Raw genomic sequence first — 23,040 nt, 5'->3', positions numbered from 1 at the left:
AAGGAAGTCACAGAGCAGGCCGCGGTGGCGGACCCAAGCCAAGCTGGACAAGACCGATGCTAGGAGTAGAAATCTATTCTGAGGCAACGGGGCGCGTAGGAGTAGATCCATATATGAGGCAACAGGGGTTTTTGTCGGCCGTCAGCGTGATGCGGACTCTGTCGGCTCCGGCAGCGCGCCAGCTTGACCTGCGCCGGTTTTCCCCTAACCTTAGCTGGGTCGGGCAGGGGGCCATTCCCAAGATTCTTCTATCTGGCAAAGGAGCAGTATTCGTATGCGGCGATGGGATAGTAGCCGGAGTCGTCCGTGATTGCCCTGGTTGTGACCGGGCTCCTGGCTGCCGCAGGGGCGGGAGTAGCCGGTTGGTTGCTTGGCCGCCGGGCAGTGGAGTCACGTACGGCCAAATTGGAGCGGAGGCTGGCCCTGCTGGAGGATGCCGCAGGGCGCAAGTACCGTGACCGGCTGGCGACAATGAGGCGCCGGCTGGGTTTTGTCTATCTGGACGGTTTACCGGCAGCGGCCGACTCCGAGCTTGCGGATATGTTCGAGGCCGGGGCGAGGTACGCCACCCAGGCCGAATGGGACAAAGCTGGTGAGCGCTGGACCAAGGCCATGGCCAAGGCCAGCCCGTCTGAAGCAGTTGCCCTGCGGGTGCTCTGCGGTATCTGCCGGCTGCTGTTGAGTCAACCGAGCGAGGCGCAGGCCCAGTTTGAGGCCGCGCTGGCAGTGAGTCGCGAGGCCGGTGATCGGACCGGCACAGCGGCGACTCTTCTCGCTTTGGGTTCGGTCGCAGCCGAGCAGGGCGCGTCGCGCGACGCCGCCCACTGGCTCGAAGAGTCTTTGCATCTGAGCCGCAGGTTGAGTCTCAAGGAGCTGGAGGCCGCGGCGCTTGTACGTCTGGCCGGATTTGCAGACGCGGAGGAGCAGTACGAGCGGGCGCTCGGCTTTCACCGTCAGGCAGTAGCAGTGCTCCAGGCAGCAGGTGATCGCGCCGCCGCGGTGCGGCAGTACGGCGCTGCCGGCGAGACGCTCTTCCGCAAGGGTGAGTTGGAAAAGGCAAGGGCGGCCCATGAAGACGGACTTCTGCTCGCCCGGCAACTGCATGATCGTCTCGGCGAGGCGGAACGGCTGACGGCAATCGGCGTCATACATCGGGCCGAGGGCGACGCCCAGCGCGCACTCGATGTGCTGGAGCGCGCCTTCCATATCCACGAGGAGATCCACCAGACAGCGCCGATGGCGCGCCTGCTTCACGAACTCGCGCTCCTCCACGAGCAACTGGGGGAATGGGACGTGGCTCACGAGTACCACGAGCGCTCACTGGAGCTCTCGCGCGAAGTCGGTGACCGGAATCTCCAGGCCCGGAGTCTGGAGCAGATGGCCGAGCACTGCCTGTCCCATGCCGCTCCCCAGCAGGCGCTCGCGCAGTTTGAGGAGGCCGCAAGAATCGACCGAGAGGACGCAAGAAAGCGCGATCTCTGCCACGACCTGACGGGCGTGGGCCGGTCCCTGCTCCAGCTTGACCGTGGCCCGGAGGCGGCCAAGTTCCTGGCCGATGCGCTCGCCCTGAGTCTGGAGCTGGCCGACCAGAAAGCCGAGGCATGGGTGTCGCTCTATCTGGGACGGGCGCAGCGCGGAGCCGGATTGCAGGCCGATGCACTTCGGATCCTGGAGCGCACACAGGCATTGGCCCGGAAGATAGGTGAGGAGAGAGTTCTGGCGGCCGCTCTGGCGGAAGCTGCGCTGGTTCAGGTGGGACTTGGCGATTGGTCCGGTGCCACCGAAACAGCACTGGCTGCCCTGGACCAGCACCGGAAGTTCGATGACAAGCGCGAGCAAGCGCATGACCTGGTCCAGATAGGTGCCGCCCTCAGGCATCAGTCACGCTTGGACGAGGCCAAGTCCCGGATCGAAGACGGGATAAGGCTCGCTCACTCGAGCGAAGCCCGGGAGATTGAGGCCCGGCTGCTGTCCGAGATGGCTGCCGTCAATCTCGCGCTGGGAAACCCGGACCTCGCGCGTCAGAACCTCGAGCGTTCGCTCGCGCTCCGCGAGGGCGAAGGAGACCTGCGTGCCCAGGCTGAGTGTCTGATGGAGTTGGGCCGGCTGCTGGCAGGGGCGGGTGAGTATGAGGCGGCCCGTGCGCGGCTTGATCGGGCCGTGCGGCTGTACGTCAAACTGGATGACCGGGAACGCGCAGCCGACGCAACTCGGGCGCTGGTCGGCTTGCCGGGCGCGGGTGGCGGGGTGCAGCTAGTCTAGCTGTAACTCGACTGGATGCCGCCTGCGGTTGACTACCGGGGCGGCGCCGCTAGAATTCGGTTCGCAAGAGGGCGATTAGCTCAGTTGGTTAGAGCGCTGGTCTCACATACCAGAGGTCACAAGTTCAACTCTTGTATCGCCCAGTACCCAGACACAGACCACGTGGAGTCCAAGCCCAAGTCGGCGGAGCCAGGAGCTGCTACAGACTCCCGGCTATTGTCGACTACTTCTTTCCGCGTTTGCGGGCCGGAACGGTTCTGACGCCTTCCCAGCGAAAGCCCATCTGGCGGCGGTAGCGGCGACGCTGCAAACCGCTGAATCCCAGTTTGTCGCAGGCCTGCTCGAAGGTCATTCCGCGCGCCAGCAGCTTGCGGATCGCCTCCTGGCGGCACAAACGCTGAATCCTGCCGGCAGGCTCGATCTCTCGCCGCACCTGACGGATGGCTTCACGGACGTGGTAGTCGCTGACGCCATAGTGCCGGCCAATTGCCGACAGCGATTCACCCCGGTCATGGAGGTTGGCCATGGCCACACAGGTCCGGCGCGACACGGTCCGGTGCCAGGCGCGGATGCGTCGGCTCGGTTTGGTCTTCAAGCGAGGCATCAACTGCCGGATGCGCTCCCGGGAGACGCCGACGGCCCGGGATAGCTCGGCCTGGGTCATTCCGGAAACGGCCTTGCCCAGTTTCTCGATCTTCTGAGAAGCAGTCAGTTCCATCTAGTCTTCCTTTCGAGTGAAATAGTCATCGTTGTTCGACGGTCCACTTTCGTAGCGGGTCCGGCTAGGCGCCGGGGATAATCCGGGCTATCTTCACGCGCGTCAACTGCTGGCGGTGTCCCTTCTTGCGCCGGTAGTTCTCGCGTCGGATGAACTTGTAGATTGTGACCTTGGCGGCGCGGGTGTGGCTGACAACCTCGGCGTCGACCTGGGCGCCAGGAACGGTGGGCGTGCCGACGACCGCCTTCTCTTCAGTGCGCAGGAACAGTACTTCGAGCGGGACGGTCGTGCCCGGTTCGGACTCGAGATGGGGAACGGTGACGACATCCCCTTCCTTGACGAGGAACTGGCAGCCGGAAACTTTGACAATCGCGTACATCTTATTCTCCTAGCGGTCCGGGTTGTGATTGAGCTGGCTGGGACGGCGTCGCCGGTTGTGCCGGTGTCGGACGCGGCGCCTGGATGTTGCGGCCGAGACGGCTTCCTATGAGAACCAGGCCTAGTGACGTCAGCATGAAAGCGACCGCGAGGCCGGTCGTGAGCTTGGCCATGAACGGGGCAGCACCGCCGCCGCCGAACATGCTGTCACCGCCGCCGCCCATGATCGAAGCCATTCCGCCTTTCTGGGGCTGCTGCACCAGGACCACCAGCACCAGGATGGCCGACACCAACAGATGGAAGAAGATCAGGATGCCGTACATTTAACGTTCTCCTTAGTCGGGCTAGATTAGCGGAATGAGAAACGAAGTCAAGACGTGATGTTACTCATCAAATCAGGCCGGTCAAGTAAGACGTTGCCGAACCGGCAAGGCTGCGGAATGATCCGCCTTCGAGGCTGGCGCCGCCGATGAGCGCGCCGTCAACGTCGGGTTGCTTGAGCAGGTCGACGAAATTGTCAGGCTTGACGCTGCCACCATAGAGCAGGCGGGTGCGTTCCGCAGCTTCAGGGGAGAGGTTGCGCCTCAACCAGCGGCGGACAAACGTGTGTACCTCGCCGGCCTGGCCCGGCGTTGCGCTGCGGCCCGTGCCGATGGCCCAGACCGGTTCGTAGGCGACGGTGATCACTGCGGCAGGAGGCAGACCAAGCAGCGAGGCGTGCAGCTGACGTTCGATGACCGTCATGGTCTGTTCTGATTCGCGCTCGGAGAGGGATTCGCCACAGCATAGGATCGGTTCCAGGCCGGCCGCCAGGGCGGCCAGCACCTTCTTTCGACAGGTGTCGTCGGTGTCGCCGAACAGCGTCCTCCGCTCGGAATGGCCGACGAGAACATACCGGCAGCCGAGTTCGGCCAGAAAGGCGGGCGAGATCTCGCCGGTGAAAGCTCCGCTCGTCTCCCAGTGGCAGTTCTGACCTCCGTAGGCAACGAAGGTACCTCTCAGGATGTCGGCGACCGCGGGCAGAGCCGTGAACGAGGGGAACACGGCCAGCTCCGCAGCTGCTCCCGCAACGGTTCCGGCTGAGCTGTCCGCGCCTGACTTCAGAAGGCTTTGCGCAAACGCCCGGGCCTCGCCCGGGCCCTTGTTCATTTTCCAGTTGCCCGCAACCAGCGGGATGCGGGTTCCGCTCATCGGTCCGCCAGTGCCGCTATGCCGGGCAGCGCCTTACCTTCGAGGAGTTCCAGTGATGCGCCGCCGCCGGTCGAGACGTGGCTCATCTTCTGGGCATACCCGAACTTCGCCAGGGCCGCACCGGTATCGCCGCCGCCGGCCACGGTGCAGGCCCCGCGGTCGGTGGCCTCGGCCACCACCTGCGCCACGAGCCGTGTGCCATTGGCGAAGGCGTCGCGTTCAAACACTCCCATGGGTCCGGCCCAGACCACCGTCTGGGCGGTAGCGAGCACTTCGGCGAAGCGCCGGCTGGAGTCCGTGCCGATATCGAGGCCCATCTGGTCGGCCGGGATGCGGTCGATAGGTACCGTCCTCGCCTCGGCGCCGGCATCGATTGACGGGGCCACGAGAACGTCGGTCGGCAGCACGAGCTTGGGATCTCCGGCGAGTGGCCGCACCTGCTCGGCAAGGTCAGGCTCCCAGAGGGACTTGCCGATGGACATGCCTCGGGCTTTGAGAAAGTTGAAGGCCGCGCCACCGCCCAGGATGACCTGGTCGACTCTGGGAAGCAGGTTCTTGATGACCCCGGCCTTGTCCGAAACCTTGGACCCGCCAATGACGGCGACGTACGGGCGGGCCGAGTGCTCGAGAACGCGGGTGAGGAAGTCGACCTCGGTCTCCATCAGCAGGCCGGCGGCAGGTTGCTTGAAGAACGACGCCGCGCCAACGGTGGAGGCGTGGGCACGGTGGGCCGCGCCGAAAGCGTCGTTGACGTAGACGTCGGCCAGCGAGGCCAGCTCGCGCGCGAAGGAGGGGTCATTGGCGGTCTCACCCGGGTGGAAGCGCAGGTTCTCAAGCAGAGTGACCGTGCCCGGCGCCGCCCGCTTTCTTACCTTCGCGGCGCAGTCGCCGGTATAGATCGGTGCGTAGGTCACCGGACTGCCCACGAGCTGCGATACAACCGGCAGAATCGGATGCAGCGAGTAAAGCGGGTCGGCCTTTCCCTTGGCCTTGCCGAGGTGCGACGCAAGAATGACTCCTGCCCCGTGATCCAGAAGGTACTGCAGCGTCGGCAGAGCGGCCACGATGCGGGCGAGATCGCGGATCCGCATCTCCTCGGTCATCGGCACATTGAAGTCGACGCGCAGGAACACGCGCTGCCCGCGGACGTCAATATCGCGGACCGTGAGCTTCTTCATGGTCTACGACCGGGAGGCCATGTAGCCGGCAAGGTCGATGAGCCGGTTCGCATAGCCGAACTCGTTGTCGTACCACGCGAATACCTTCACCAGCGTCCCGTCTACGACCGCGGTCAGCTTGGAGTCAATCATGGACGAGTGCGGGTTGCCGACCAGGTCGACCGATACAATCGGTTCATCGATGTACTGGAGGATGCCCCGCAGCGGTCCCTCGGCAGCGGCCTTGAATGCGGCGTTCACTTCCTCTTTCGTGGTGCTCTTCTCGACGTTACAGGCGAGGTCGACCATGGAGACGTCGGGCGTTGGTACCCGTATGGCTGACCCGTCGATCTTGCCCTTCAGCTCCGGGAAGATGACGCCGACAAGCTTGGCCGCGCCGGTCGAGGTCGGAATCATCGACATCGCTCCGGCCCGGGCGCGGCGCAGGTCCTTGTGCGGCTGGTCGAGCATGGCCTGGTCGTTCGTGTACGCGTGAATCGTCGTCATGTACGCACGCTGGATCCGGAAGCTCTCGTGGATAACCTTGGCTGCCGGGACGACGCAGTTCGTGGTGCAGGAGGCGTTGGATACGATGTGGTCTACTCCCGGGTCATAGGTGGTGTGATTCACGCCCATGACCAGCGACTTGATCGCCTTCTCGCCCTTGGGCGGAGCCGAAATGATTACCTTCTTTGCGCCGTACTTCAGGTGCATTGCTGCCTTGTCGTACTCGGTGAAGAGGCCGGTCGACTCGATGACGTAGTCGACCCCGAGCTTCTGCCAGGGCAACTCCGGGTTCTTCTTCGCGTTGTTCACGTGCACACTCCGGCCGGCGATGACAATCGAGTCGCCATCGACCCTCACGTCCGGGAACCGGCCGTGAACCGAGTCGTACTTCAGTAGATGGGCGAGGGTCGCGGCATCGGTTACGTCATTGATGCCGACGACCTCGAATTGCGGCTGGCGGGACGCGATTCTCGCGACCAGCCGACCTATTCTGCCGAAGCCATTGATTGCGAGTTTGACGGACACTGATACCTCCTTAGGGTTGTGACATCCTCAGGCCTCAGTCGCCCTCAGTTGAGGGCCTGCAACCAGTCCTGCTTAGGTTGAAGGCTAAGCATAGATACCTAAGTGCGACTCGTCAAGGCCGGAATTCGGCCCCGGTGCGGGCAAAGCCTCCCGCGGGCTGACGCCTGCCCCGCAGCGCAGGTCTCAGTTCTTCCGCGCCTCATCCCAGTTCAAGTGGAGCCGGGGATCGAGGCGGGAGGCACTGAGGCCGGGCAAGGATGGTTGACGGGTGGCCGAACGTGAGTACAATACGGCCATGGGCGGAAACGCATCGCAGGGTCTTGACCCGGCGGCTCTGCTGGCAGTAGTTGTCGTCGCCGGCGTTGGCGCGGCCCTGGCCATCGCGGCTCTTCGTCGCCGTGCCAAGGTGCCGAAGTGGATGGGGCTGAAGAGGTACAGGAAGCGACTGGACGTGATTCGGCGTGACCTGGACAGGATGGCGGAGTACGTCGGCGAGCTGCGCGATTCGCAGCCTGCGGTCAGCCAGCCGGCGGAGCGCGGCCTGGCGGCAATGGCGGTGTGTAACTGGGGCGAGGCAATCGAGCATCTGCAGGAGGCGCGGCGCCTGGCGGGCAAGGCGCATCTGGTTCCCTTGCTGGTACAGATCGGCGTGTGCCACTACATGCAGGGCAACCTGTCGGCGGCAGTAGCGGAGTTCGGCGAGTCGGCCCGCCTGGCGGAAGAGGAGGGAGACAAGCTGGGCAGGTGCGCAGCCCTGGCCAACGTCGGCGTGATCCATCACGAGTACGGCGAACTGGGCAGCGCATTCACGCATCTCAGTGAAGCCCTTACCATTGCCGGGGAGTTCGACAACCAGCGGGTCGTAGCGCTCTGCCTCGGCGGTATCGGCAACATACAACACGACAAGGCCGAACTTGATGCGGCGCTCAAGTCGCACGAGGATGCGCTGGCCGTTTCTCTTAGCATCGGTGACGAGCCCGGAATCGCCGGCGCCCGGGGCAACGCCGCCAGCGTCCTTCGCGACAAAGGCGAGCTCGACCAGGCGCTGGAGATGTACGCGGAAGCGGTGGAAACAGCCCGCAAGTCGGGGGACAACTTCGGCTACACCATCGAGCTCGGCAGCATCGGGGGCGTTTACCTGGACAAGGGTGATCTGGACCGCTCACTCAAGTTCCACGAGGATTCGCTGGCCGGAGCCAGCAGAATCGGGTTTCGGCTGGGTGAGGCGACAGAACTCGGGAATGTCGGACTCGTTCTGGAAAAGAGAGGGGCGCACGGGCAGGCGGTGTCGAAACTCGCCGAGGCTTCGGCCATCCTCCTCTCGGCAGGTGTGAGCCGGGGGCAGATACAGGTGCTGCTGGGCCTGTCCCGGTGCGACGACAAGCTGGGCCGGTCGCGAATCGAGGAACTGCTGCAGCAGGGAGGCCTTTCGGCCGATGGCGCCGCTGAGTTGCTCGACCGGGTTGACCAGATACGCAGACGCCGGCCCTATCCCAGACCCCGAGCCTAGCCGGCTCTCTTCGAGCCACAGTCGGGCGATAGAAGAGTCCCCCTATGAGGGTGGCCGTGCATGCGCTCCGGCTGATCAACTGACAGCTGACTGCAGACGGTCGGCGGATCGTGGAGCAGGCTGAACGCCAGGGATTGACGAGCTTCAGAACCGTTCTGACTTCACAACCGAACGACGGGCGCTAAAATTTAAACGTGGGCACACTCTCTGGCCAGAATGTAGATGCAGCCGCAGCGTGGATAGTCTTGTTACTCCTGTTGCTGGTCGCGGTCCTGGTCGGCTTTGAGCTTCGCCGTTTCTCGCGGGAGAGACGCAGACTCAGGCCGAAAGGGGTCAGAGGGAGGTTGGATGTCATACGCGGAGACCAGCACCGGATGAAGGAGTACATTGGCGACCTGCACGCCGACGCTGCCGTCTGGCGGCCCTTTGAGCATGGTCTTGCCGCCATGGCCCTGCACCAATGGGGCGAGGCAATCGGGTTTTTCCGGGAGGCGCAGGCGAAGGCGAACGGGGCTCAGTTCGTGCCCATAGCGAACCAGATCGGTGTGTGCCACTACATGCAGGCCCGTCCCGATGACGCCATCGGGGACTTCGAGGAAGCCGCGCGACTGGCGACGGAGTACGGCGACGAACTGGGGAAAGCACCGGCCCTCGGCAACATCGCGGCCATACGCTACGACTACGGCGATCTCGCCGGCGCACTCGATTACCTGCAGACGGCACTCGCCCTGGTCCGCAAGTCGGGTGACCAGCGGGTCCAGGCACCCTACCTTGACAGCATCGGGAGTATCTACCGCGAGCTGGGTGACCCCGAGAAGGCGCTGCAGTTCCACGAGGAAGCGCTGGCCATATCGCGGGGAAGCGGGGATAGTCCCGGCGTGGCGAGTTGTCTAGGTAACATGGGTAGCAGCTACTGCGACAAGGATGAACTTGACGAGGCGCTGCAGCATTTCGAGAAGGCGCTCGCGGTATCACGCGATGCCGGTGATCGATGGGGTATGGCCGGCTTACTCGCCAAAGTCGCTACCGTTCGCCGCTACCGGGGTGAGCTCGACGAGGCGCTGGCACTCCATGAGGAGGCGTTGGCGTTGCTGCGCGAAATCGGATACCAGGCAGGAGTGGCAAGAGAACTGGGGAGTATCGGGCTCATTCTCGTGGACAAGAAGCTGTATCGACAGGCCACCCCGGCACTCGCGCAGGCGCTGTCTACTTTCCTCAGCATGGGGACGGCCCATGGCCAGCGGCAGGCAATACTCGGGTTGTCGAAATGCGACGACCGGCTCGGGCGCGAAGAGATGCAGGCGATGCTTGAGCAGGCCGGACTTGGGGATGCAGTCGCGGCCGACGTCCTCGCACGTGTTGACAAACTGCGCCTGAGACGCCCACGGCAGAGCAGGCGTCGGCGGGCTCCGTTCGTGCTTGGCCGGCTGGCGGCCGGCGCCAGGTAGCGGCCGGCCTCAGTTCCGGGCAGCCTCGAATCCCGCGGCCCACAATTCGCTTGTCCCGCGTTGACCAGGCAGGTCTGCATCTGCCGCGGAGCTACTTCCCCCGCCTCGGCGTAGCCGGGATCGACAGCGTCCCGGGCTTGTGGCTGAAGCGACCTACGGATTGGATCTGTCGAGCCGGATAACCTGGATTTTCACCTTGGCTACCAGCGCGGCCAAAGCGCCGAGGGCCGCAAGGACAGGCGCAACCAGCACGACCACTCCGCCGGCGACCGCGCCGGCAGTCAGCGGTATCTCCAGCAGCAGCTTGTTGTCCGGGGTTCGCAGAATAACCCGCCGGACATTCCCTGCTTTGACCAGCTCTTTGATGTGGTCAACGAGTTCGGCCCCGGCGACCTCGATCTCTTCGGACCACGTTCGTTCACTCTTTCCGTTCTCTTCATCCATGTTTCCTCCTCTGCAGTCGTACCTGTGACGTCACAGTCCTAAATGGTCTCCGATCTCCGACGAACGGAGGCGTGCGATCTTCGGTTGCGTCCTCCTGGACCCAATCCGGGAGAGCGGTAGCGCTCCTCAGGGAGATGACTGCTGCACGAGGAGATGGACGGACGAGTCCCGGTTCACGTTGAACTGGTTGTCGAGGATGAAATGGTAGCCGGCACCGGCGGGGACAATGGCAGAGAAGTCCGAGCCCGCCGACTCCTCTACCTTGATGAGCGCGCTGTAGGATGAATCGAGTCGCCACAGCTGGTAGTTGGTCGAGTCCAGCATGAGGAACGTGATATCGTTGTCGTCCACCGAGAACGATCCGTGCACCCTGTAGCCTATCGGAATGTAGCTGCTGCTCCAGAGCTTGTATTCGCCCGCTTCAACCGCTCCGTCCCAGGCAATGATGGTCGTGGTGACGGGTCTGACTATGACTGTCGCGCTGCTGGTATCGCTCGCGCCGCTGTCATCCAGCACGGTGACCGTTATGGTTGCGGATCCGGACGACTCCGGTGCGGTCCATTCCACGGTTGCACCGGTGGTCGAGATGAAGGTCCCTCCAGTACTCGTCCAGTTGTAGGCAAGGGCGGTGCTGTCCGGATCAGTGGCGATGCAGTTGAGCGTTGCGTCCACCGAGGCGTCGATGGTATCGGGTACGTCCAAGGACGTGATGGTCGGAGCGCTGTTCGGCTTGCTCTGGTCGCAGCTCGAACCGACCAATCCGGCGACAGCAAGCAAGATCATGATGTGACGCGCAAACGTGTTCATGCAATCCTCCTCGGATAGCAGCCTGCCTGGGGCAGAACGGCGACGGGTTCCCGGGACAGGGAACTCCATGAGCCCTGCGCCCAAGCCGAGTGCAGTTCGGGCATTGCTCGATTCTAGGGCTCGCAGGCGAACTTGTCAAACCGCGAGCCGGGATGTCAAAGTGCCGCTCCCTGGGCGGAGCACGCAGAATCGTCACGACCGGGCCTGTCGTCACCGTCGAGCGGGACTCGTGCCCGTGCCCCTCTTGTCAACGCTTCGTCGGCTCGGGTGCGGTCCAAGCCGTGTGGCCCGACGTGTCCCTCAGCATTAGCCTGGGCGCGCCCGTCGAATCCACGGTCAGCAGGATACGCATGTTGCCTGAGCTGTCGCCGAAGGCCATTGCCGGTCCAGTCGGTCCCACTCCGATGCTCGTCCCGGGCTTCCCATTGTCACGCGCAAAGAAGAGAGAGGGTCCATATTCCTGCAGTCCGACGACCGCGCGCGACTTGCCCTTCTCGTCGAGGAAGCGAAGCAGGGGAGCGCCGTTTTCCAACGCCAGCACCGCATGGGTCGCACCCTTGTCGTCCACCAAACGGAACTCGGTCCCGGTGACGACCTTTGGCTGTGCGGCGTCCCTGCCGGGGGCACAACTGGTTGCCAATAGGCCGGCAGAGATCGCGACCATCAATGCCGCCGTGCCGGTTCGCCGGAGGCGGCGTTTCTGCCGCTCCGGCCCGTCGATTCTCAGTTCTGGGGTCATCGCAGTCTCCTTCTCCCGTCTTGTCGCGGGATTCCGCGGACATCTTGCTCCGCTACCCGGTCTGTCAAGCCCTGGTACGGCTCTGACATACCACGATTCTAGGACACGTGGGCGGGGGTGTCAAATCGGCGGGGGAGAGCTTGCGGCTTGAGCTTGTGGCTGAGATGAAGTCCCATTCCTTTTCTCTACCTCTGCTTCAACCTTGACCTCGACCTCGCGGCGCAGCCGCGTAGGATGTTCCAAAGCTCCCCGAAGTAGGGTGCATGTCCGTGATTCCCCTCCTGCCCTACCTTGCCCGCTAGCTGTTGTCAGTCGGGCTTTGGTCCGTCCAGGCGCTGCCTGAGGCGAACGAGAAGGTCGAAGGCCTGGAGCGGGGAGAGGTTCTCGACGTCCGCGGCCTTGAGGTCAGCCAGGACTGAGGACTCGGGACCAGGGACCAGGGACTCGGTAGCGAGCTTGTCGGCGGCGAGTGCCGCCCCACCTAAGTCCGAGCGCCGAACGCCGAACGCCGAAGTTCTAACTTCGGGGTTTGCGCCGGCGTGGGACACGATCCCAATTGAGGACAATTGGGTCATGTCCCTGGCGGGGGCGATCTGGCCGATGGATAGGGCTTCGCCTCTATCGAAGTCAGCCTGGACTTGCCGCGCCCGACTGATGACCGAAGGTGGAAGGCCGGCGAGGCGGGCGACCGCGATGCCATAGCTCTTGTCAGCCGGGCCCGCCTTCAGCTTGCGCATGAAGAGCACCTGTCCGCCCTGTTCCTTGACCGTGAAGCTGTAGTTCGCGCAGCGGGGCAGGAGCTGGGTGATGTCGGTCAGTTCATGGTAGTGGGTAGCAAAGAGAGTCTTTGGGCGAGATGAAGGGAGGACTCCAGGATTCGAGGATTCCAGAGGTCTAGTGCCGGACACTGGGATCCTGGAATCCTGGACCCCTTGACCCCTTTCTCCTCCGTGCAGGTATTCGACCGTTGCCCACGCGATCGCGATGCCGTCGCTCGTGGCCGTGCCGCGGCCGATTTCGTCGAGGATTACCAGGCTCTGCGTTGTTGCGTTGTTCAGGATGTTCGCGGTCTCGGTCATTTCGGCGAGAAAGGTTGAGACCCCGCGCGAGAGGTCGTCCGACGCGCCGATGCGCGTGAAGACCTTGTCTATGACGCCGACCCGCGCCCGCGTTGCCGGCACGAACGAGCCGATCTGGGCCATGATCGCTATCAGGGCGACCTGGCGGAGGTAGGTTGATTTGCCGGCCATGTTCGGGCCGGTGAGAATGATTATCTGAGGAAAGTCCGAAATGCGAACGCCGGGCGCCGAACTGCGGACTGCGAGTTCCGGACTTCCGACTTCGGCGTTCGGCGGTTGGCGTTCGTCGTTGGCACTCAGGTGCGCGTCATTGGCGATGAATTGGTGGGCGAGGAGGTGTTCGACTACAGGATGGCGTCCGCCGACGATTTCGAGTACGGTCGAGTCGTCAACCACCGGCCGCACGTAGCCCGAGACTCGGGCGACGCGGGCGAGGCTGGAGAGGGCGTCGAGTTCGGCGAGCAGGCCTGAGAGCACGAGCACTCGTCCAGTCTCGGCCGCAACCCGCTTGCGAAGGGAGGAGAGCAGTTCAAGTTCGAGCTGCTTGATGCGGTCTTCGGCGTTGAGCACGCGGGCCTCGTGGTCTTTGAGCTCGGGGGTGATGAAACGCTCGGCATTGAGCACGGTCTGTTTACGCAGGTAGTTCTTGGGGACCTGGGGTAGGTAGGATTTCGTTACTTCGATGTAGTAGCCGAAGACCGAGTTGAACCGCACGCGGAGGTTGGGTATGCCGGTTCGCTCGCGTTCGGTCTCCTGCAGCCGGGCGATGTAGCCTTTGGTGTCCGAGGCGAGCGAACGGAGCTCGTCTAGCTCGCTGTTGGCCCCGGTGCGGATCATGCCGCCTTCGTTCACAGCCAGCGGCGGGTCGTCCACCACTGTATTCGTGATGTCAGTGACAACGGCCGAGAAGTCGTCGATGCCGGAGCCGATGTCATTCAAGATCGCCGATTGCAGGTTGCAGATTGCAGAATTGGTGGGAGCTGGAGTGCCGAGGGCACGATTGACGATTGACGATTGACGATTGACGATTGCCCTCTTGATGAGCGGAGCGAGGAGGAGCCAGTTGCGGAGCGCTACCAAGTCCCGGGCGTTGGCGCGTTCAAGCGCGATGCGAGAGCTGATGCGCTCCAGGTCGCCGAGCTTCGCGAGCAGGGATTCGACTTCGTCGAGCGGCGAGCCGGCGCGGGAGAGCTCTTCGACCGCGTCCTGCCGAGCCGTGATGGCTTCGACGTTGAGCAGAGGCGCGAGCACCCAGCGGCGGAGCAGCCTGGTTCCGGCCGGGGAATGAGTGCGGTCGATCACCGAGAGGAGCGTGCCTTCGGTGGTCGGGCGCTGGTCCTCAGAGCTGAGACGTTCGACCAATTCGAGGTTGCGGCGCGAGATGCGGTCAATCAGCAGGAAGTCGCCGGACTGGTAGGGCGAGATCTTGCGGATGTGGCTGAGCGCCGTACGCTGGGTTTCTTCCAGGTAATGGAGAATGGCTCCGGCAGCGCAGATGCCCTCGGTCATCGTTCCGATGCCGAACCCGTCGAGGTTGGCGACACCGAAGTGGGTAGAGAGCTTGTCGAACGCGTAGTCCTGCGAGAAGTAGTAGTCGTCGATGCGAGTAGAAGATGAGAGGGATCGAGGGATCGAGGAATCAGGGGATCCAGCACCGGACTCGGTCGTCCAGGACTGAGGGATGAGAATCTCGGTCGGGTCGATCTTCTGGATTTCCTCGACCAGGGAGGCGGCCGGCACCTCGGCGACCGAGAACTCGCCGGTCGATACGTCGGCGAAGGCGATGCCGTACTTGTCCGCAGCAGGGGAGAGGGCGAGCAGGAAGTTGTTGCGCCTGGCCTCAAGCAGGTTCGGGTTGGTGATGGTGCCGGGCGTGATGACTTCGACCACCTCGCGTTTCACTACCGGTTTGCGGGGGTCGGGCAGTTCGAGTTGGTCGCAAACCGCGACCTTGAATCCCTGGGCAACGAGCCGGCCCACATAGGTGTCGAGCGCCTTGGCCGGAACTCCGGCCAGCGGCACGACGTTGTCCGGACCGTGGGGTCTCGAGGTCAGGGTCAGTTTGAGCGCCTTGGCCCCGATGCCTGCGTCTTCGTAGAACATCTCGTAGAAGTCGCCGACCCGGAACAGGAGCAGCGTGTCTTTGTGCTGTGCCTTTATCTTCCGATACTGGGCGAGGAGCGGAGTCAGTTTCTCGGACACGGATTCAAGGACAATAGTGAACAGTGAATAGAGAATAGTGAAACGCGAATTTGCTCTTCACCATTCACCCTTCACTATTGTCAATTTGCCGGGCTCTTCAGTATCAGGCGGGCCTGCGCGGGTAGCCCTGCCCCACTGCGTCGGGCTGGAGAGCGGACAATACCATAGCGAGGACCGCACGGGCTCTCTCGGTCTCATCCCGTTCCAGGTACATTGCAGCCAGCGCCACGCGGGGCAGGACTTCCGAAGTCTGACCGCTGGCGTAACGTTCGAGCAGTCGAATGGCCGAGGTCAGATCTTCCTTCTTCTGGTAGATCTCCGCAAGTGCAACAATCAGGCCGGAGTCATCCGGCACCTTGCGCAGCAGTCTCTCGTACAGGGCTGTGATGTCTTCAAACTTGCCCGCGTCGAAGTAGGCCCGTTCGAGTCGATCCCGGACCAGCGCGTTCTTGTCCGGAGCAAGGTCGAGCAGGTCGTTCCAGGTCTTGATGGCCGCATTCGTGTCGCCCTGGCTCAATTGGTGATCGCCCAGGTAGAGCCGGGCCGGAATCGAGCCGGGATCGAGCTTGAGCGCTGTCTCGAACGCGGCCAGGGCCGCGCCCGGGTTGTTCCTGGGGTAGGCATGGCCGTACTCGGTGTAGAGGCGGGCGGCGCGTTGACGCTGAGCCTGATGTCGGGCGAGCTCTTTGAGCAGTCCTTCGGACTTGTCCCATGCTCCGGTCTCTATGTACAGCTCGGCCAGCTTCTCCGCGCTGGCCATGTCGTTCTTGTCCATGTGCACGAGCTCTTCCAGCAGGGATATTGCCTTAACCTTCCGCTCGGTCTTTGAGTAGTCGCGAACCAGCGCCTGCAGTACTTTCTTCTCGTCACGCTTGTCCAGATTCCGGCGCAGGGACAGGTTCTCGTGGACTTTGATGGCGCGTTCGACCTCTCCCTGCTGCATGAAGAGGTCGCCGAGCCGGATGTAGGCGTCGACGTTGTCCGAGTCGGTGCCTACCGCTTCTTTGAGCCGGGCAATCGCATCGGCCACGCGGCCGTCCAGCGCGGCCTGCAGTCCCTCCACATATGACGGGGCCGCGCTTCGCCGCCTGCGGAGGAAGTCACGGATGACAGGGTAGAGCGCCACCACGAGCACCGCGATGATTACCAGAATGAGCCAGGTCATCAGGCACCTCCGTCCGCGGATTCGGGCTGTTCCGGTGCGGGTTTGGGAGGGTACTCGCCTTCGAGCGGCGCGTTGCGGAGTGCACGCAGTTCGTCCATCAGGGCATCCTGCGTCCTCCTCTGGCGATAGAGCCGCGAACGGAGCTGGACTTCCGACACCAGAGAGAAGATGCCTACGCAGAGCGCACCGAAGGCAAAGGAGTAGAGCATAACGAACGCGACCGGCACATCGTAGTAGGTCTTGTTGAATACTACCGCGTTGGTCATGGTCTGTGAGTTGGTGAGCGCCAATACCAGCACTACCAGGAACGCCAGTAGAATCAGAATGACGCGAAAAATGACCACGGGATCCTCCTTGGCTCTTCGAAAGGGACAGTTAGGGTCAACACGCTGCCTCGGCCCGGGCCAGGACTTCGGCCACCGGTGTCCAGCCATTGATGCGCGTGATCCGGCAGCGAACTGTGTCCCCGGGTGCGCAGGAGCCTTTGACGATGACGACCTTGTTGGTGACAGTGCGGCCGAGCCAGCCGGAATCGCGTGGGCTCGGACCCTCAATCAGCAATTCGAATTCCTTGTTCAGCATGTCGCGGTTGCGTTCGGCCGTGATACGGTTCTGCACCTCGATCAGGCGTGACAACCGGCGGCCCGCGTCAGCCTCAGAGATCTTCGGCTCGAATTCCGCGGCGCGCGTGCCGGGACGCATTGAGAAACGGAACAAGTACGCGGAGTCGAACCGGACCTCTTCGATGAGATCGAGTGTGGCCTTGAAGTCAGCCTCGGTTTCGGAAGGGAAGCCGACCAGGACGTCCGTCGCTAGAGAAACGCCGGGCAGGTACTGGCGGCAAAGCGCAATCCTGGCCAGGTATTCATCGCGGGTGTACCCCCGGTTCATCCGTTCCAGGATGGCGTCCGAGCCGGACTGCACCGGCAGGTGCAGGCTCGGGCAGACGTTGGGCAGACGGCGCATGGTATCGAGGAGTCTCGAATTGAGGTCGCGCGGGTGCGAGGTAAGGAAACGGATGCGAGTTTGCGGCAGGGCAGAAGCGACCGCTGCCAGCAGGTCCGGGAACCTGTTTCCGCCGTCGCGATAGGCGAGCACGTTCTGTCCCAGAAGGGTGATCTCCTTCACTCCTTCGGAAACGTTGCGTTCGGCCTCGGCCAGCACACTGGCGAGCGGTCGCGAGCGTTCGTGACCTTTGACATACGGGACGATGCAGTAGGTACAGTAGTTGTCGCAACCCCGCATCACCGTGACAAACGCGGATACCGAACTGCCCGGTTGCGGCGTTATCGTGTCGTAGCACTCGTTGGTCTGGCGGGTTGCGACGGTGCCGGCACCACCGGCTTGGACGTCTGCGATCAGCTTGGGCAGGCGCAGGTATTCATCCGGCCCGACCACGATGTCCGCATGATGATCGGTGATGAGAGCCTCTGCGAACCGCTGGGCCATGCACCCGAGGACGCCGACGACCCGGTCTTTCTGTTCTGAACGGAGGGCGCGGAAGCTGCCAAGCCGGCCCAGTGCACGTTGCTCGGCATGGCTGCGAACAGAGCAGGTCATCATCAACAGCACATCGGCGTCCCGCTCATCAGCGGTCTCGGCCAGTCCGGCATCGGTCAGCACCCGGCGAACGACGCCGGACTCACAGACGTTCATCTGGCAACCGTAGGTCTGAAGGTAGAACTTGGGCAACTTATTGACATTCTATCCGTTGTGCCGGATTGTCAAGCAAAGGAACGAGCCGGGGTCGAAAGGCGCTCGGACCTGGCTGCGGTACGGCTACCGCGGTGAGTGGTGGGCTGTGCTGGCGTGCGGCGCGGAGTCCTTCTTGAGGACTATCTTGAAGCGGCCCATCTCGTCCCTGTGGTAGTAGCCGTGATGGCACTTGATTCCAGCCGTCAAACATAGACGCTCGGCGTCCGCGGTTGCGGTATACGGGGTCAGCATGTACAGCGGCGGACCCAATCCGGCAAGAGCGCGCCAATGGTTCAACTCCTGATCGCCCACCGTGTCGGTCGTCTCCACTTCGATGACCAGTCTTACCTTGGATGACCCCTTTTCAGTGACTATGATGTCCGGGTACTGACGTCCGACTGCCACGTTCATCTCAGTTCCGGGATTGGCCTGGAGTTGGTACTTGGCGCTGTTCGCAAGTTGTTCTACCGCCGCCTCGATTACGAGGTCGTGCTCGGTCTGCTCCTCTTCTGTCCGCGCTGCCATTGTCTTCATGATAAACCTGACGGCTGTCGCTGTCAATAGTGGGAAGTGCCCGGAATCCCGGCACGGGTATGTGGATTGGCTCTTCGCATGTTAGCCTCATACAATGAGGGAAGTTTTCGGGTGCAGTGCCAGAGGGAGAGCGTCTTGACACGCCAAGTTCCGAGTTGGGGTCCAAGCTCAGGACATAGGTATCCGGCTACTATCAGGACACAGGTAGCACTTAGAGTAAACGGAGGTGTACATATGTACTGGATGGTTCGCGGGCTGCAACAAGCCCGAGCTGAGTTTGTGCTGATCGCACGTGAGGCTGACGTCAACAAGAGCGAGACGTGCCAACGTTTCGGCATCAGCCGGAAAACCGGCTACAAGCGGCTGGATCGCTACAAGACCTCTGGATTGGATGGACCGGTGGTTCTGGGATCTCGGGGTGGGTGGGTTCGAGTTGAAGAACGGCCGCCTCAAGCGCTGTCCGTCAGGCGAAAACCCGCTGCTCGGCAACCAAGCCCGTAACAGATGTCCCGTTCGCTCCACCTGCCTTGGAGCGGAAAGGAGAGCGTGGGGAAGGACGAACGCGACTGGCCATTGACAGATGCTCATGGCACTTCTAGACTCCTTGCAGCTAGGGCGTGGTGCCAAGACGATGAAGCCAAGACTGGTCCTCCTCTGTGCGCTGGCGCTAGCGCCGGGCGTCTACTACGTCCGGGAAGCCCAAGCGCAGGTTCAGGCACTAGCCATTCGGAAGGTCGTTCTCGTCGAGTGACATGGGGCCAGGAACACGACCGGTCCGCCCGGGGTGTATGTCATCGAAGCCGGTCCCCGCCTCCGCGCCAAGGTCGCAAGGCTGAGGTGAGTGGTTATGTCTAGGGGGTCGCGCATGTGCAAGACCCGACCTGACCGTGTTTGGCTCTGTGTTTTCGCTGTCGCCACCCTCTTCGCATGTCACAAGCCGAGGAGCGAGGGGTATCGGCGTATCGAGCTCTTCAGCACCGGGAAGAGCAGTATTGAGTTCACTTGTCTGATCGGCATTCCCGCTGATACACACAGATTCACCACCCCGTGGTCAATTGAGCTGGATCTGGACACGATGGGCGGGTCATGGCCGGACCGCTGTCGCGTCAGCAGGGCCAATCCCGGCCCGGACAAGCTGTGGGTATGGGCATCTGACCGCGATAGCTTGAGGCTTGCCAGATACCTCGCAACGCAGTTCGACACGGTGGGCTTCCTCATGCAGAGCTGGATCTGCTACCAGGGCAAGCCGTGACGGTAGCGCAAGAATGTACGCGCCAGGGTCGTCAAGCTGAAGTAACGGCGCACTCGCGGCCGGGTCGTTGACGGACCCGCAGTTACAGTCCCCCAAGCAACCCGCCGGGCAATCTGCCCAGCAGTTCTCCCAGCTATTCTCCGGACTATCTGCCGGGTTGCTCTCCGGGCTGCTTCGTGGGCGATTCTCCAGACAAACTGTGGAGCTGCTTGGAGAATAGCTTTCCTCGCAGCTCTCCCTGCAGCTCGCCGAGTTCTCCTTCAAGTAGCACTCCGAGTAGCTGACCGAATGGCAGTCGGGGCAGCTTTCCAGATTCCTCTCCGGATGGCCTTCGAGGTGGTCTTGGGAACTGCCTTCCGGCCAACCTGCTGGGTAACAGGGGGGACGGCCCCGGGGACGAGGGAGGGGACTTTCGGGAAGAGAGAACATGTGATTGGAACTGCTGTGGTTGGCATGCATTCCTAGATGACCTCAGTGTAGCCAAAGTCTAAACTTCTGCCGCTCGGACGTGCGGCTACTTGTACGGAATGCCGCGGACGGTGTCGCCGGGCTTGATGCCCTTGGACTGGAACCAGCCCGAGTTCATCTCCAGCGCGTAGAGAACCGGCCTCGTCGAGCTGTAGGGTGTGGTCGTGTCGAGTGGGGCCATTTCGAGGATATCCGTGATGAGTGAGTCGCTGGTGATGAAGGCAATGCTCAACGGTATGAGCGTGTTCTTCATCCAGAAGCGCTGGAGATCATTCGAGTCAAACACAAAGAGCATTCCTGAGTCAGGGGCCATGCTGCGGCGGAACATCAGGCCGAGGGCGCGGTCTTGCGGCCGGGAAACGACTTCGGCGATGAGGCCGGCGTCTCTGATGCGCAGTTCGACAGTCGGAAGGCTGGGACGAGGGGCCTCAGGGGATTGGCGATTGACGATTGATGATTGACGATTGGGGACAGCGGGGCGGCAGGAGAGGAGCAAGAGAAAGCAGAATGCAGATTGCAGAATGCAGATTGCAGAATGCCGGACGTCGAGGAGCGTTGGCCACGAAGACACGAAGCCGGATGAAGCAGGCCTTTGAGCGGCGTCGATTGTCGGTTTCGTGGTTTTCGTGCTTTCGTGGCCTCTTTCCGTCACTGGACCACTAGACTACGGGACCACCAGGCCACTATTCGCCTTCGATGACTATCTTGGACAGGTCCGCGAGTCGGCCGAACAGGGAGCGGACGTAGGCGAGGAGTCGCAGGCGGTTCGTGCGCAGGTCTTCTTCCTTCGCCATTACCAGGACGTCGTCGAAGAACCTGTCTATGGTCGGGCGTAGGCTCAAGAGCAGCTCGAAGGCGTGACGGTAGTCGTGCGCGGCAAGCGCGTGGTCGAGGTCGGGCTCGACCTTGCGAGACTCCTGCCAGAGCAGTTTCTCGGTTGGCTCGGTAAGAAGCGGTTCGGCAGACAGACCTTCGACGGTCGAACCCTTGAGGATGTTCGCCACTCGTTTCTGTCCGACTACCAGTTTGAGGAATTCCGGCTGGTCGCGGAACACGGAGAGTGCGTTGGCGCGAACCATGGCTTGGGCCGGCTGCTGCCAGCTCGTCTCCATCACCGCGGCCGCGATGTCGTACCTGATTCCCTCGTCCGCAAGCAGGGCGTTGAGCCGTTCGCGGAGCAGGCCGGGAATCTGCGTGGCATACTCGTCCTTTGGAGAAGGGAAGAGCTTGAGAGCAGTAGAGATCAGGGCACCAATGTCAACCGGCAGGCTCTGCTTGAGTACAATAGTCAGAAGCCCGGTTGCCTGCCTGCGCAGGGCGAACGGGTCTTCAGAGCCGGTGGGTATCTCGCCGGTCAGGAAGGTGGCGACGATGTTGTCGAGCTTGTCGGCGATGGAGAGGAGCGCGCCGTTGCGGGTCTGCGGCAGCTTGTCGCCGACGAAGCGGGGCAGGTAGTGCTCCGCAATGGCATCGGCCACAGCCGGCGAATCGCCCAGCCTGCGGGCGTAGATACCGCCGATGCGTCCCTGCAGCGATGTGAACTCCTTCTCACGCACCATGTTTGTGAGCAGATCGGCCTTGCAGAGCGTCGCGGCCCGCTTAAGTGAGTCGGAGTCGGTTCCAGCGACCAGCGTGGCCATGTAGTCGCACAGTGCCTCGAGTCGCTTCGTCTTGTCGAAGTAGGTGCCCATGCCTTCGATCCAGGTAACCTGTTTCTCTTCTTCGACCAGGGCTTCGAGTCCATGCTTGATGTCCGCTTCGACAAAGAAGCGGGCGTCGCGGAGCCGTGACTCGGCGGCCTTTTCGTACCAGCCGCTGACCATCTTGGCGTCGCAGCCCGGGGTGTTGGTGACCGCCACGAAGTGGGGGAGGAGCTTCGGCAAGGCCGAACTCCGAATGTCGATTGACGAAGTCTCCCGGATGGAGAAGCAGCGTTGGTGCTTCTTGAGCGCGGTGGTCAGGATTTCGGCCGGCAGGTCCAGGTAGTCGGGATTGAATGAACAGAGCAGCAGGTCCGGTGACTCGGTGATGTCGGTTGTCTCTTCGAGCAGTTCCTCGTCCTCGATTGGCCGGCCGCCGGCGCCGGCGGCGAGGCGGTTCAACTCCGCGGCGATGGCGGTGCGCCGGGCGTCGCGCGGGACGATTACGCCGTGGGTCCGGAGCGTGGATTCGTACTCGGCCGGGCTCGGGATAGGGAAGGAGCGCGGCTCCGAGTTGCGAAGACCTTGCGAGACCGCGCCGGACTGGAGTTCGCCGAACTGGAACCCGACGATTTCCGTATCGAACAGGCAGACGAGCCAGCGAATGGGCCGGGCGAATCTGACTCCGGTCTGGTCCCAGCGCATATTCTTGGGGAAGGGCAGCGCGGCGATGATTCCGGGCAGCCCTTCCCGCAGCACGTTCGTCGTCGGCACGGCGTCGGCCTGTTTCTTGACGAACACGTATTCTCCGCGCGGGGTTTGCTTGATGTACAGGTCAGCCGGGGTCTTGCCGTGTGCCGCGCTGAACCCGACCGCCGTCTTGGTAGGGTTGCCTTGCGGGTCGAACGCTGCCTTCCTGGGCGGTCCCTGGAGTTCCACGACCTGGGCGGGCTTGCCTTCGGCCACGTCTCTGAGCCGGATGGCGAGCCGACGCGGGGTGGAGAAGAACTCGCAAGTGCCGGCCGGTATCTCGTGCTCGGACAACGCGGCCCGCACTCGGCGTTCGAGGTCGGCGAGCGCCGGCCCGAGGAACGAGGCGGGTATCTCCTCGGTGCCGATTTCGAGCAGCAGTTGCTTCATCGTGAGGATATTAGAACGTCCTGCCGGGTTGTCAAGCCGGCAAGGTAGCAGGTGAGTTCTGGCCTGGGTACATGGTGACCCCCTGAGAGAGGTAAGACGGTCAGCGGGAATTGCTCCGCGGAGATGGAGAGAGATGAGACGGAACGTGCGTGAGATTTGTCGGTCGGCAGGCGCTCGGA

21 protein-coding genes and 1 tRNA gene are annotated in these 23,040 nt (G+C 62.8%); 6 read left to right on the top strand and 16 right to left on the bottom strand.

What is annotated here, in order from left to right; translation table 11 throughout:
- Positions 1 to 306 precede the first annotated feature (306 nt).
- Entirely contained in the window at positions 307 to 2,262 is a 1,956-nt protein-coding gene (locus FJY68_09065; protein MBM3331982.1) for a tetratricopeptide repeat protein, read from the top strand.
- Positions 2,263 to 2,331: 69 nt separating this feature from the next.
- Positions 2,332 to 2,405 (top strand) — tRNA-Val (locus FJY68_09060).
- 80 nt (positions 2,406 to 2,485) lie between these two features.
- On the opposite strand, the gene FJY68_09055 is transcribed toward FJY68_09060, so the two are convergent.
- The 6 genes from FJY68_09055 to gap form a co-directional block, all read right to left on the bottom strand.
- Complete coding sequence (locus FJY68_09055) at positions 2,486 to 2,980, bottom strand: hypothetical protein (GenBank protein MBM3331981.1); 495 nt, start codon at positions 2,978 to 2,980, stop codon at positions 2,486 to 2,488.
- A 64-nt stretch (positions 2,981 to 3,044) separates the two neighbouring features.
- Positions 3,045 to 3,359, bottom strand: coding sequence for a 50S ribosomal protein L21 (gene rplU, locus FJY68_09050; GenBank protein MBM3331980.1), 315 nt, complete (start codon positions 3,357 to 3,359; stop codon positions 3,045 to 3,047).
- A 1-nt stretch (position 3,360) separates the two neighbouring features.
- Positions 3,361 to 3,681, bottom strand: coding sequence for a preprotein translocase subunit SecG (gene secG, locus FJY68_09045; GenBank protein MBM3331979.1), 321 nt, complete (start codon positions 3,679 to 3,681; stop codon positions 3,361 to 3,363).
- Positions 3,682 to 3,748: 67 nt separating this feature from the next.
- Positions 3,749 to 4,549: a triose-phosphate isomerase gene (locus tag FJY68_09040; GenBank protein ID MBM3331978.1), complete on the bottom strand. Its 801-nt coding sequence runs from the start codon at positions 4,547 to 4,549 to the stop codon at positions 3,749 to 3,751.
- On the bottom strand, positions 4,546 to 5,727 hold the full coding sequence (locus FJY68_09035) for a phosphoglycerate kinase (protein MBM3331977.1): 1,182 nt from the start codon (positions 5,725 to 5,727) through the stop codon (positions 4,546 to 4,548). The genes FJY68_09040 and FJY68_09035 overlap by 4 nt, the downstream gene beginning before the upstream one ends.
- Before the next feature lie 3 nt (positions 5,728 to 5,730).
- The gene (gene gap, locus FJY68_09030; GenBank protein ID MBM3331976.1) at positions 5,731 to 6,738 is read right to left on the bottom strand and encodes a type I glyceraldehyde-3-phosphate dehydrogenase; all 1,008 of its coding nucleotides are present in this window, start codon (positions 6,736 to 6,738) and stop codon (positions 5,731 to 5,733) included.
- Between the two features lie 268 nt (positions 6,739 to 7,006).
- On the opposite strand from gap, the gene FJY68_09025 reads away from it, so the two are divergent.
- Positions 7,007 to 8,248 (top strand): tetratricopeptide repeat protein, encoded by a 1,242-nt coding sequence (locus FJY68_09025; protein MBM3331975.1) that lies wholly within the window; start codon positions 7,007 to 7,009, stop codon positions 8,246 to 8,248.
- A gap of 194 nt (positions 8,249 to 8,442) precedes the next feature.
- Complete coding sequence (locus FJY68_09020; protein ID MBM3331974.1) at positions 8,443 to 9,696, top strand: tetratricopeptide repeat protein; 1,254 nt, start codon at positions 8,443 to 8,445, stop codon at positions 9,694 to 9,696.
- A gap of 153 nt (positions 9,697 to 9,849) precedes the next feature.
- On the opposite strand, the gene FJY68_09015 is transcribed toward FJY68_09020, so the two are convergent.
- The 8 genes from FJY68_09015 to FJY68_08980 all read right to left on the bottom strand — a co-directional run bounded on the left by FJY68_09015 (position 9,850) and on the right by FJY68_08980 (position 18,352).
- Entirely contained in the window at positions 9,850 to 10,140 is a 291-nt protein-coding gene (locus tag FJY68_09015) for a DUF4342 domain-containing protein (protein ID MBM3331973.1), read from the bottom strand.
- Between the two features lie 126 nt (positions 10,141 to 10,266).
- A complete protein-coding gene (locus FJY68_09010; protein MBM3331972.1) occupies positions 10,267 to 10,947 on the bottom strand; it encodes a hypothetical protein in 681 nt (226 codons plus the stop codon).
- Positions 10,948 to 11,194: 247 nt separating this feature from the next.
- The gene (locus FJY68_09005) at positions 11,195 to 11,686 is read right to left on the bottom strand and encodes a hypothetical protein (protein ID MBM3331971.1); all 492 of its coding nucleotides are present in this window, start codon (positions 11,684 to 11,686) and stop codon (positions 11,195 to 11,197) included.
- Positions 11,687 to 11,994: 308 nt separating this feature from the next.
- Positions 11,995 to 14,967 carry a DNA mismatch repair protein MutS gene (gene mutS, locus FJY68_09000; GenBank protein MBM3331970.1) on the bottom strand — a complete coding sequence of 991 codons (2,973 nt, stop codon included), beginning with the start codon at positions 14,965 to 14,967 and terminating at the stop codon, positions 11,995 to 11,997.
- Between the two features lie 103 nt (positions 14,968 to 15,070).
- Positions 15,071 to 16,132: a tetratricopeptide repeat protein gene (locus FJY68_08995; protein ID MBM3331969.1), complete on the bottom strand. Its 1,062-nt coding sequence runs from the start codon at positions 16,130 to 16,132 to the stop codon at positions 15,071 to 15,073.
- The gene (locus FJY68_08990; protein ID MBM3331968.1) at positions 16,132 to 16,566 is read right to left on the bottom strand and encodes a LapA family protein; all 435 of its coding nucleotides are present in this window, start codon (positions 16,564 to 16,566) and stop codon (positions 16,132 to 16,134) included. The genes FJY68_08995 and FJY68_08990 overlap by 1 nt, the downstream gene beginning before the upstream one ends.
- Positions 16,514 to 17,824, bottom strand: coding sequence for a tRNA (N6-isopentenyl adenosine(37)-C2)-methylthiotransferase MiaB (miaB, locus tag FJY68_08985; protein MBM3331967.1), 1,311 nt, complete (start codon positions 17,822 to 17,824; stop codon positions 16,514 to 16,516). The genes FJY68_08990 and miaB overlap by 53 nt, the downstream gene beginning before the upstream one ends.
- Before the next feature lie 87 nt (positions 17,825 to 17,911).
- A complete protein-coding gene (locus FJY68_08980) occupies positions 17,912 to 18,352 on the bottom strand; it encodes a hypothetical protein (protein MBM3331966.1) in 441 nt (146 codons plus the stop codon).
- Between the two features lie 87 nt (positions 18,353 to 18,439).
- Between FJY68_08980 and FJY68_08975 the strand changes: the two genes are divergently transcribed.
- Both FJY68_08975 and FJY68_08970 read left to right on the top strand, forming a co-directional pair.
- The gene (locus tag FJY68_08975) at positions 18,440 to 18,862 is read left to right on the top strand and encodes a hypothetical protein (GenBank protein ID MBM3331965.1); all 423 of its coding nucleotides are present in this window, start codon (positions 18,440 to 18,442) and stop codon (positions 18,860 to 18,862) included.
- Positions 18,863 to 19,226: 364 nt separating this feature from the next.
- Positions 19,227 to 19,613 carry a hypothetical protein gene (locus FJY68_08970; GenBank protein MBM3331964.1) on the top strand — a complete coding sequence of 129 codons (387 nt, stop codon included), beginning with the start codon at positions 19,227 to 19,229 and terminating at the stop codon, positions 19,611 to 19,613.
- Positions 19,614 to 20,127: 514 nt separating this feature from the next.
- Here FJY68_08970 and FJY68_08965 read toward each other — a convergent pair.
- Positions 20,128 to 20,409 (bottom strand): DUF192 domain-containing protein, encoded by a 282-nt coding sequence (locus FJY68_08965; GenBank protein MBM3331963.1) that lies wholly within the window; start codon positions 20,407 to 20,409, stop codon positions 20,128 to 20,130.
- 355 nt (positions 20,410 to 20,764) lie between these two features.
- Positions 20,765 to 23,040: glycine--tRNA ligase subunit beta (locus tag FJY68_08960; protein MBM3331962.1), on the bottom strand; the 2,276-nt coding region annotated here is incomplete at its 5' end.

This window comes from candidate division WOR-3 bacterium (genome assembly GCA_016867815.1).
Classification (GTDB): Bacteria; Hydrothermota; Tepidihabitantia; order Tepidihabitantales; family Tepidihabitantaceae; genus UBA2258.
This window is presented reverse-complemented; position numbering and strand designations above follow the sequence as displayed.

Excerpts from the sequence above, each read along its gene's own strand:
- FJY68_09055 (MBM3331981.1), bottom strand. The coding sequence starts at position 2,980 with ATGGAACTGACTGCTTCTCAGAAGATCGAGAAACTGGGCAAGGCCGTT.
- rplU (MBM3331980.1), bottom strand. The coding sequence starts at position 3,359 with ATGTACGCGATTGTCAAAGTTTCCGGCTGCCAGTTCCTCGTCAAGGAA.
- secG (MBM3331979.1), bottom strand. The coding sequence starts at position 3,681 with ATGTACGGCATCCTGATCTTCTTCCATCTGTTGGTGTCGGCCATCCTG.
- FJY68_09040 (MBM3331978.1), bottom strand. The coding sequence starts at position 4,549 with ATGAGCGGAACCCGCATCCCGCTGGTTGCGGGCAACTGGAAAATGAAC.
- FJY68_09035 (MBM3331977.1), bottom strand. The coding sequence starts at position 5,727 with ATGAAGAAGCTCACGGTCCGCGATATTGACGTCCGCGGGCAGCGCGTG.
- FJY68_09015 (MBM3331973.1), bottom strand. The coding sequence starts at position 10,140 with ATGGATGAAGAGAACGGAAAGAGTGAACGAACGTGGTCCGAAGAGATC.
- FJY68_09010 (MBM3331972.1), bottom strand. The coding sequence starts at position 10,947 with ATGAACACGTTTGCGCGTCACATCATGATCTTGCTTGCTGTCGCCGGA.
- FJY68_09005 (MBM3331971.1), bottom strand. The coding sequence starts at position 11,686 with ATGACCCCAGAACTGAGAATCGACGGGCCGGAGCGGCAGAAACGCCGC.
- FJY68_08995 (MBM3331969.1), bottom strand. The coding sequence starts at position 16,132 with ATGACCTGGCTCATTCTGGTAATCATCGCGGTGCTCGTGGTGGCGCTC.
- FJY68_08990 (MBM3331968.1), bottom strand. The coding sequence starts at position 16,566 with ATGGCTGGACACCGGTGGCCGAAGTCCTGGCCCGGGCCGAGGCAGCGT.
- FJY68_08980 (MBM3331966.1), bottom strand. The coding sequence starts at position 18,352 with ATGGCAGCGCGGACAGAAGAGGAGCAGACCGAGCACGACCTCGTAATC.
- FJY68_08975 (MBM3331965.1), top strand. The coding sequence starts at position 18,440 with ATGTTAGCCTCATACAATGAGGGAAGTTTTCGGGTGCAGTGCCAGAGG.
- FJY68_08970 (MBM3331964.1), top strand. The coding sequence starts at position 19,227 with ATGTGCAAGACCCGACCTGACCGTGTTTGGCTCTGTGTTTTCGCTGTC.
- FJY68_08965 (MBM3331963.1), bottom strand. The coding sequence starts at position 20,409 with ATGTTCCGCCGCAGCATGGCCCCTGACTCAGGAATGCTCTTTGTGTTT.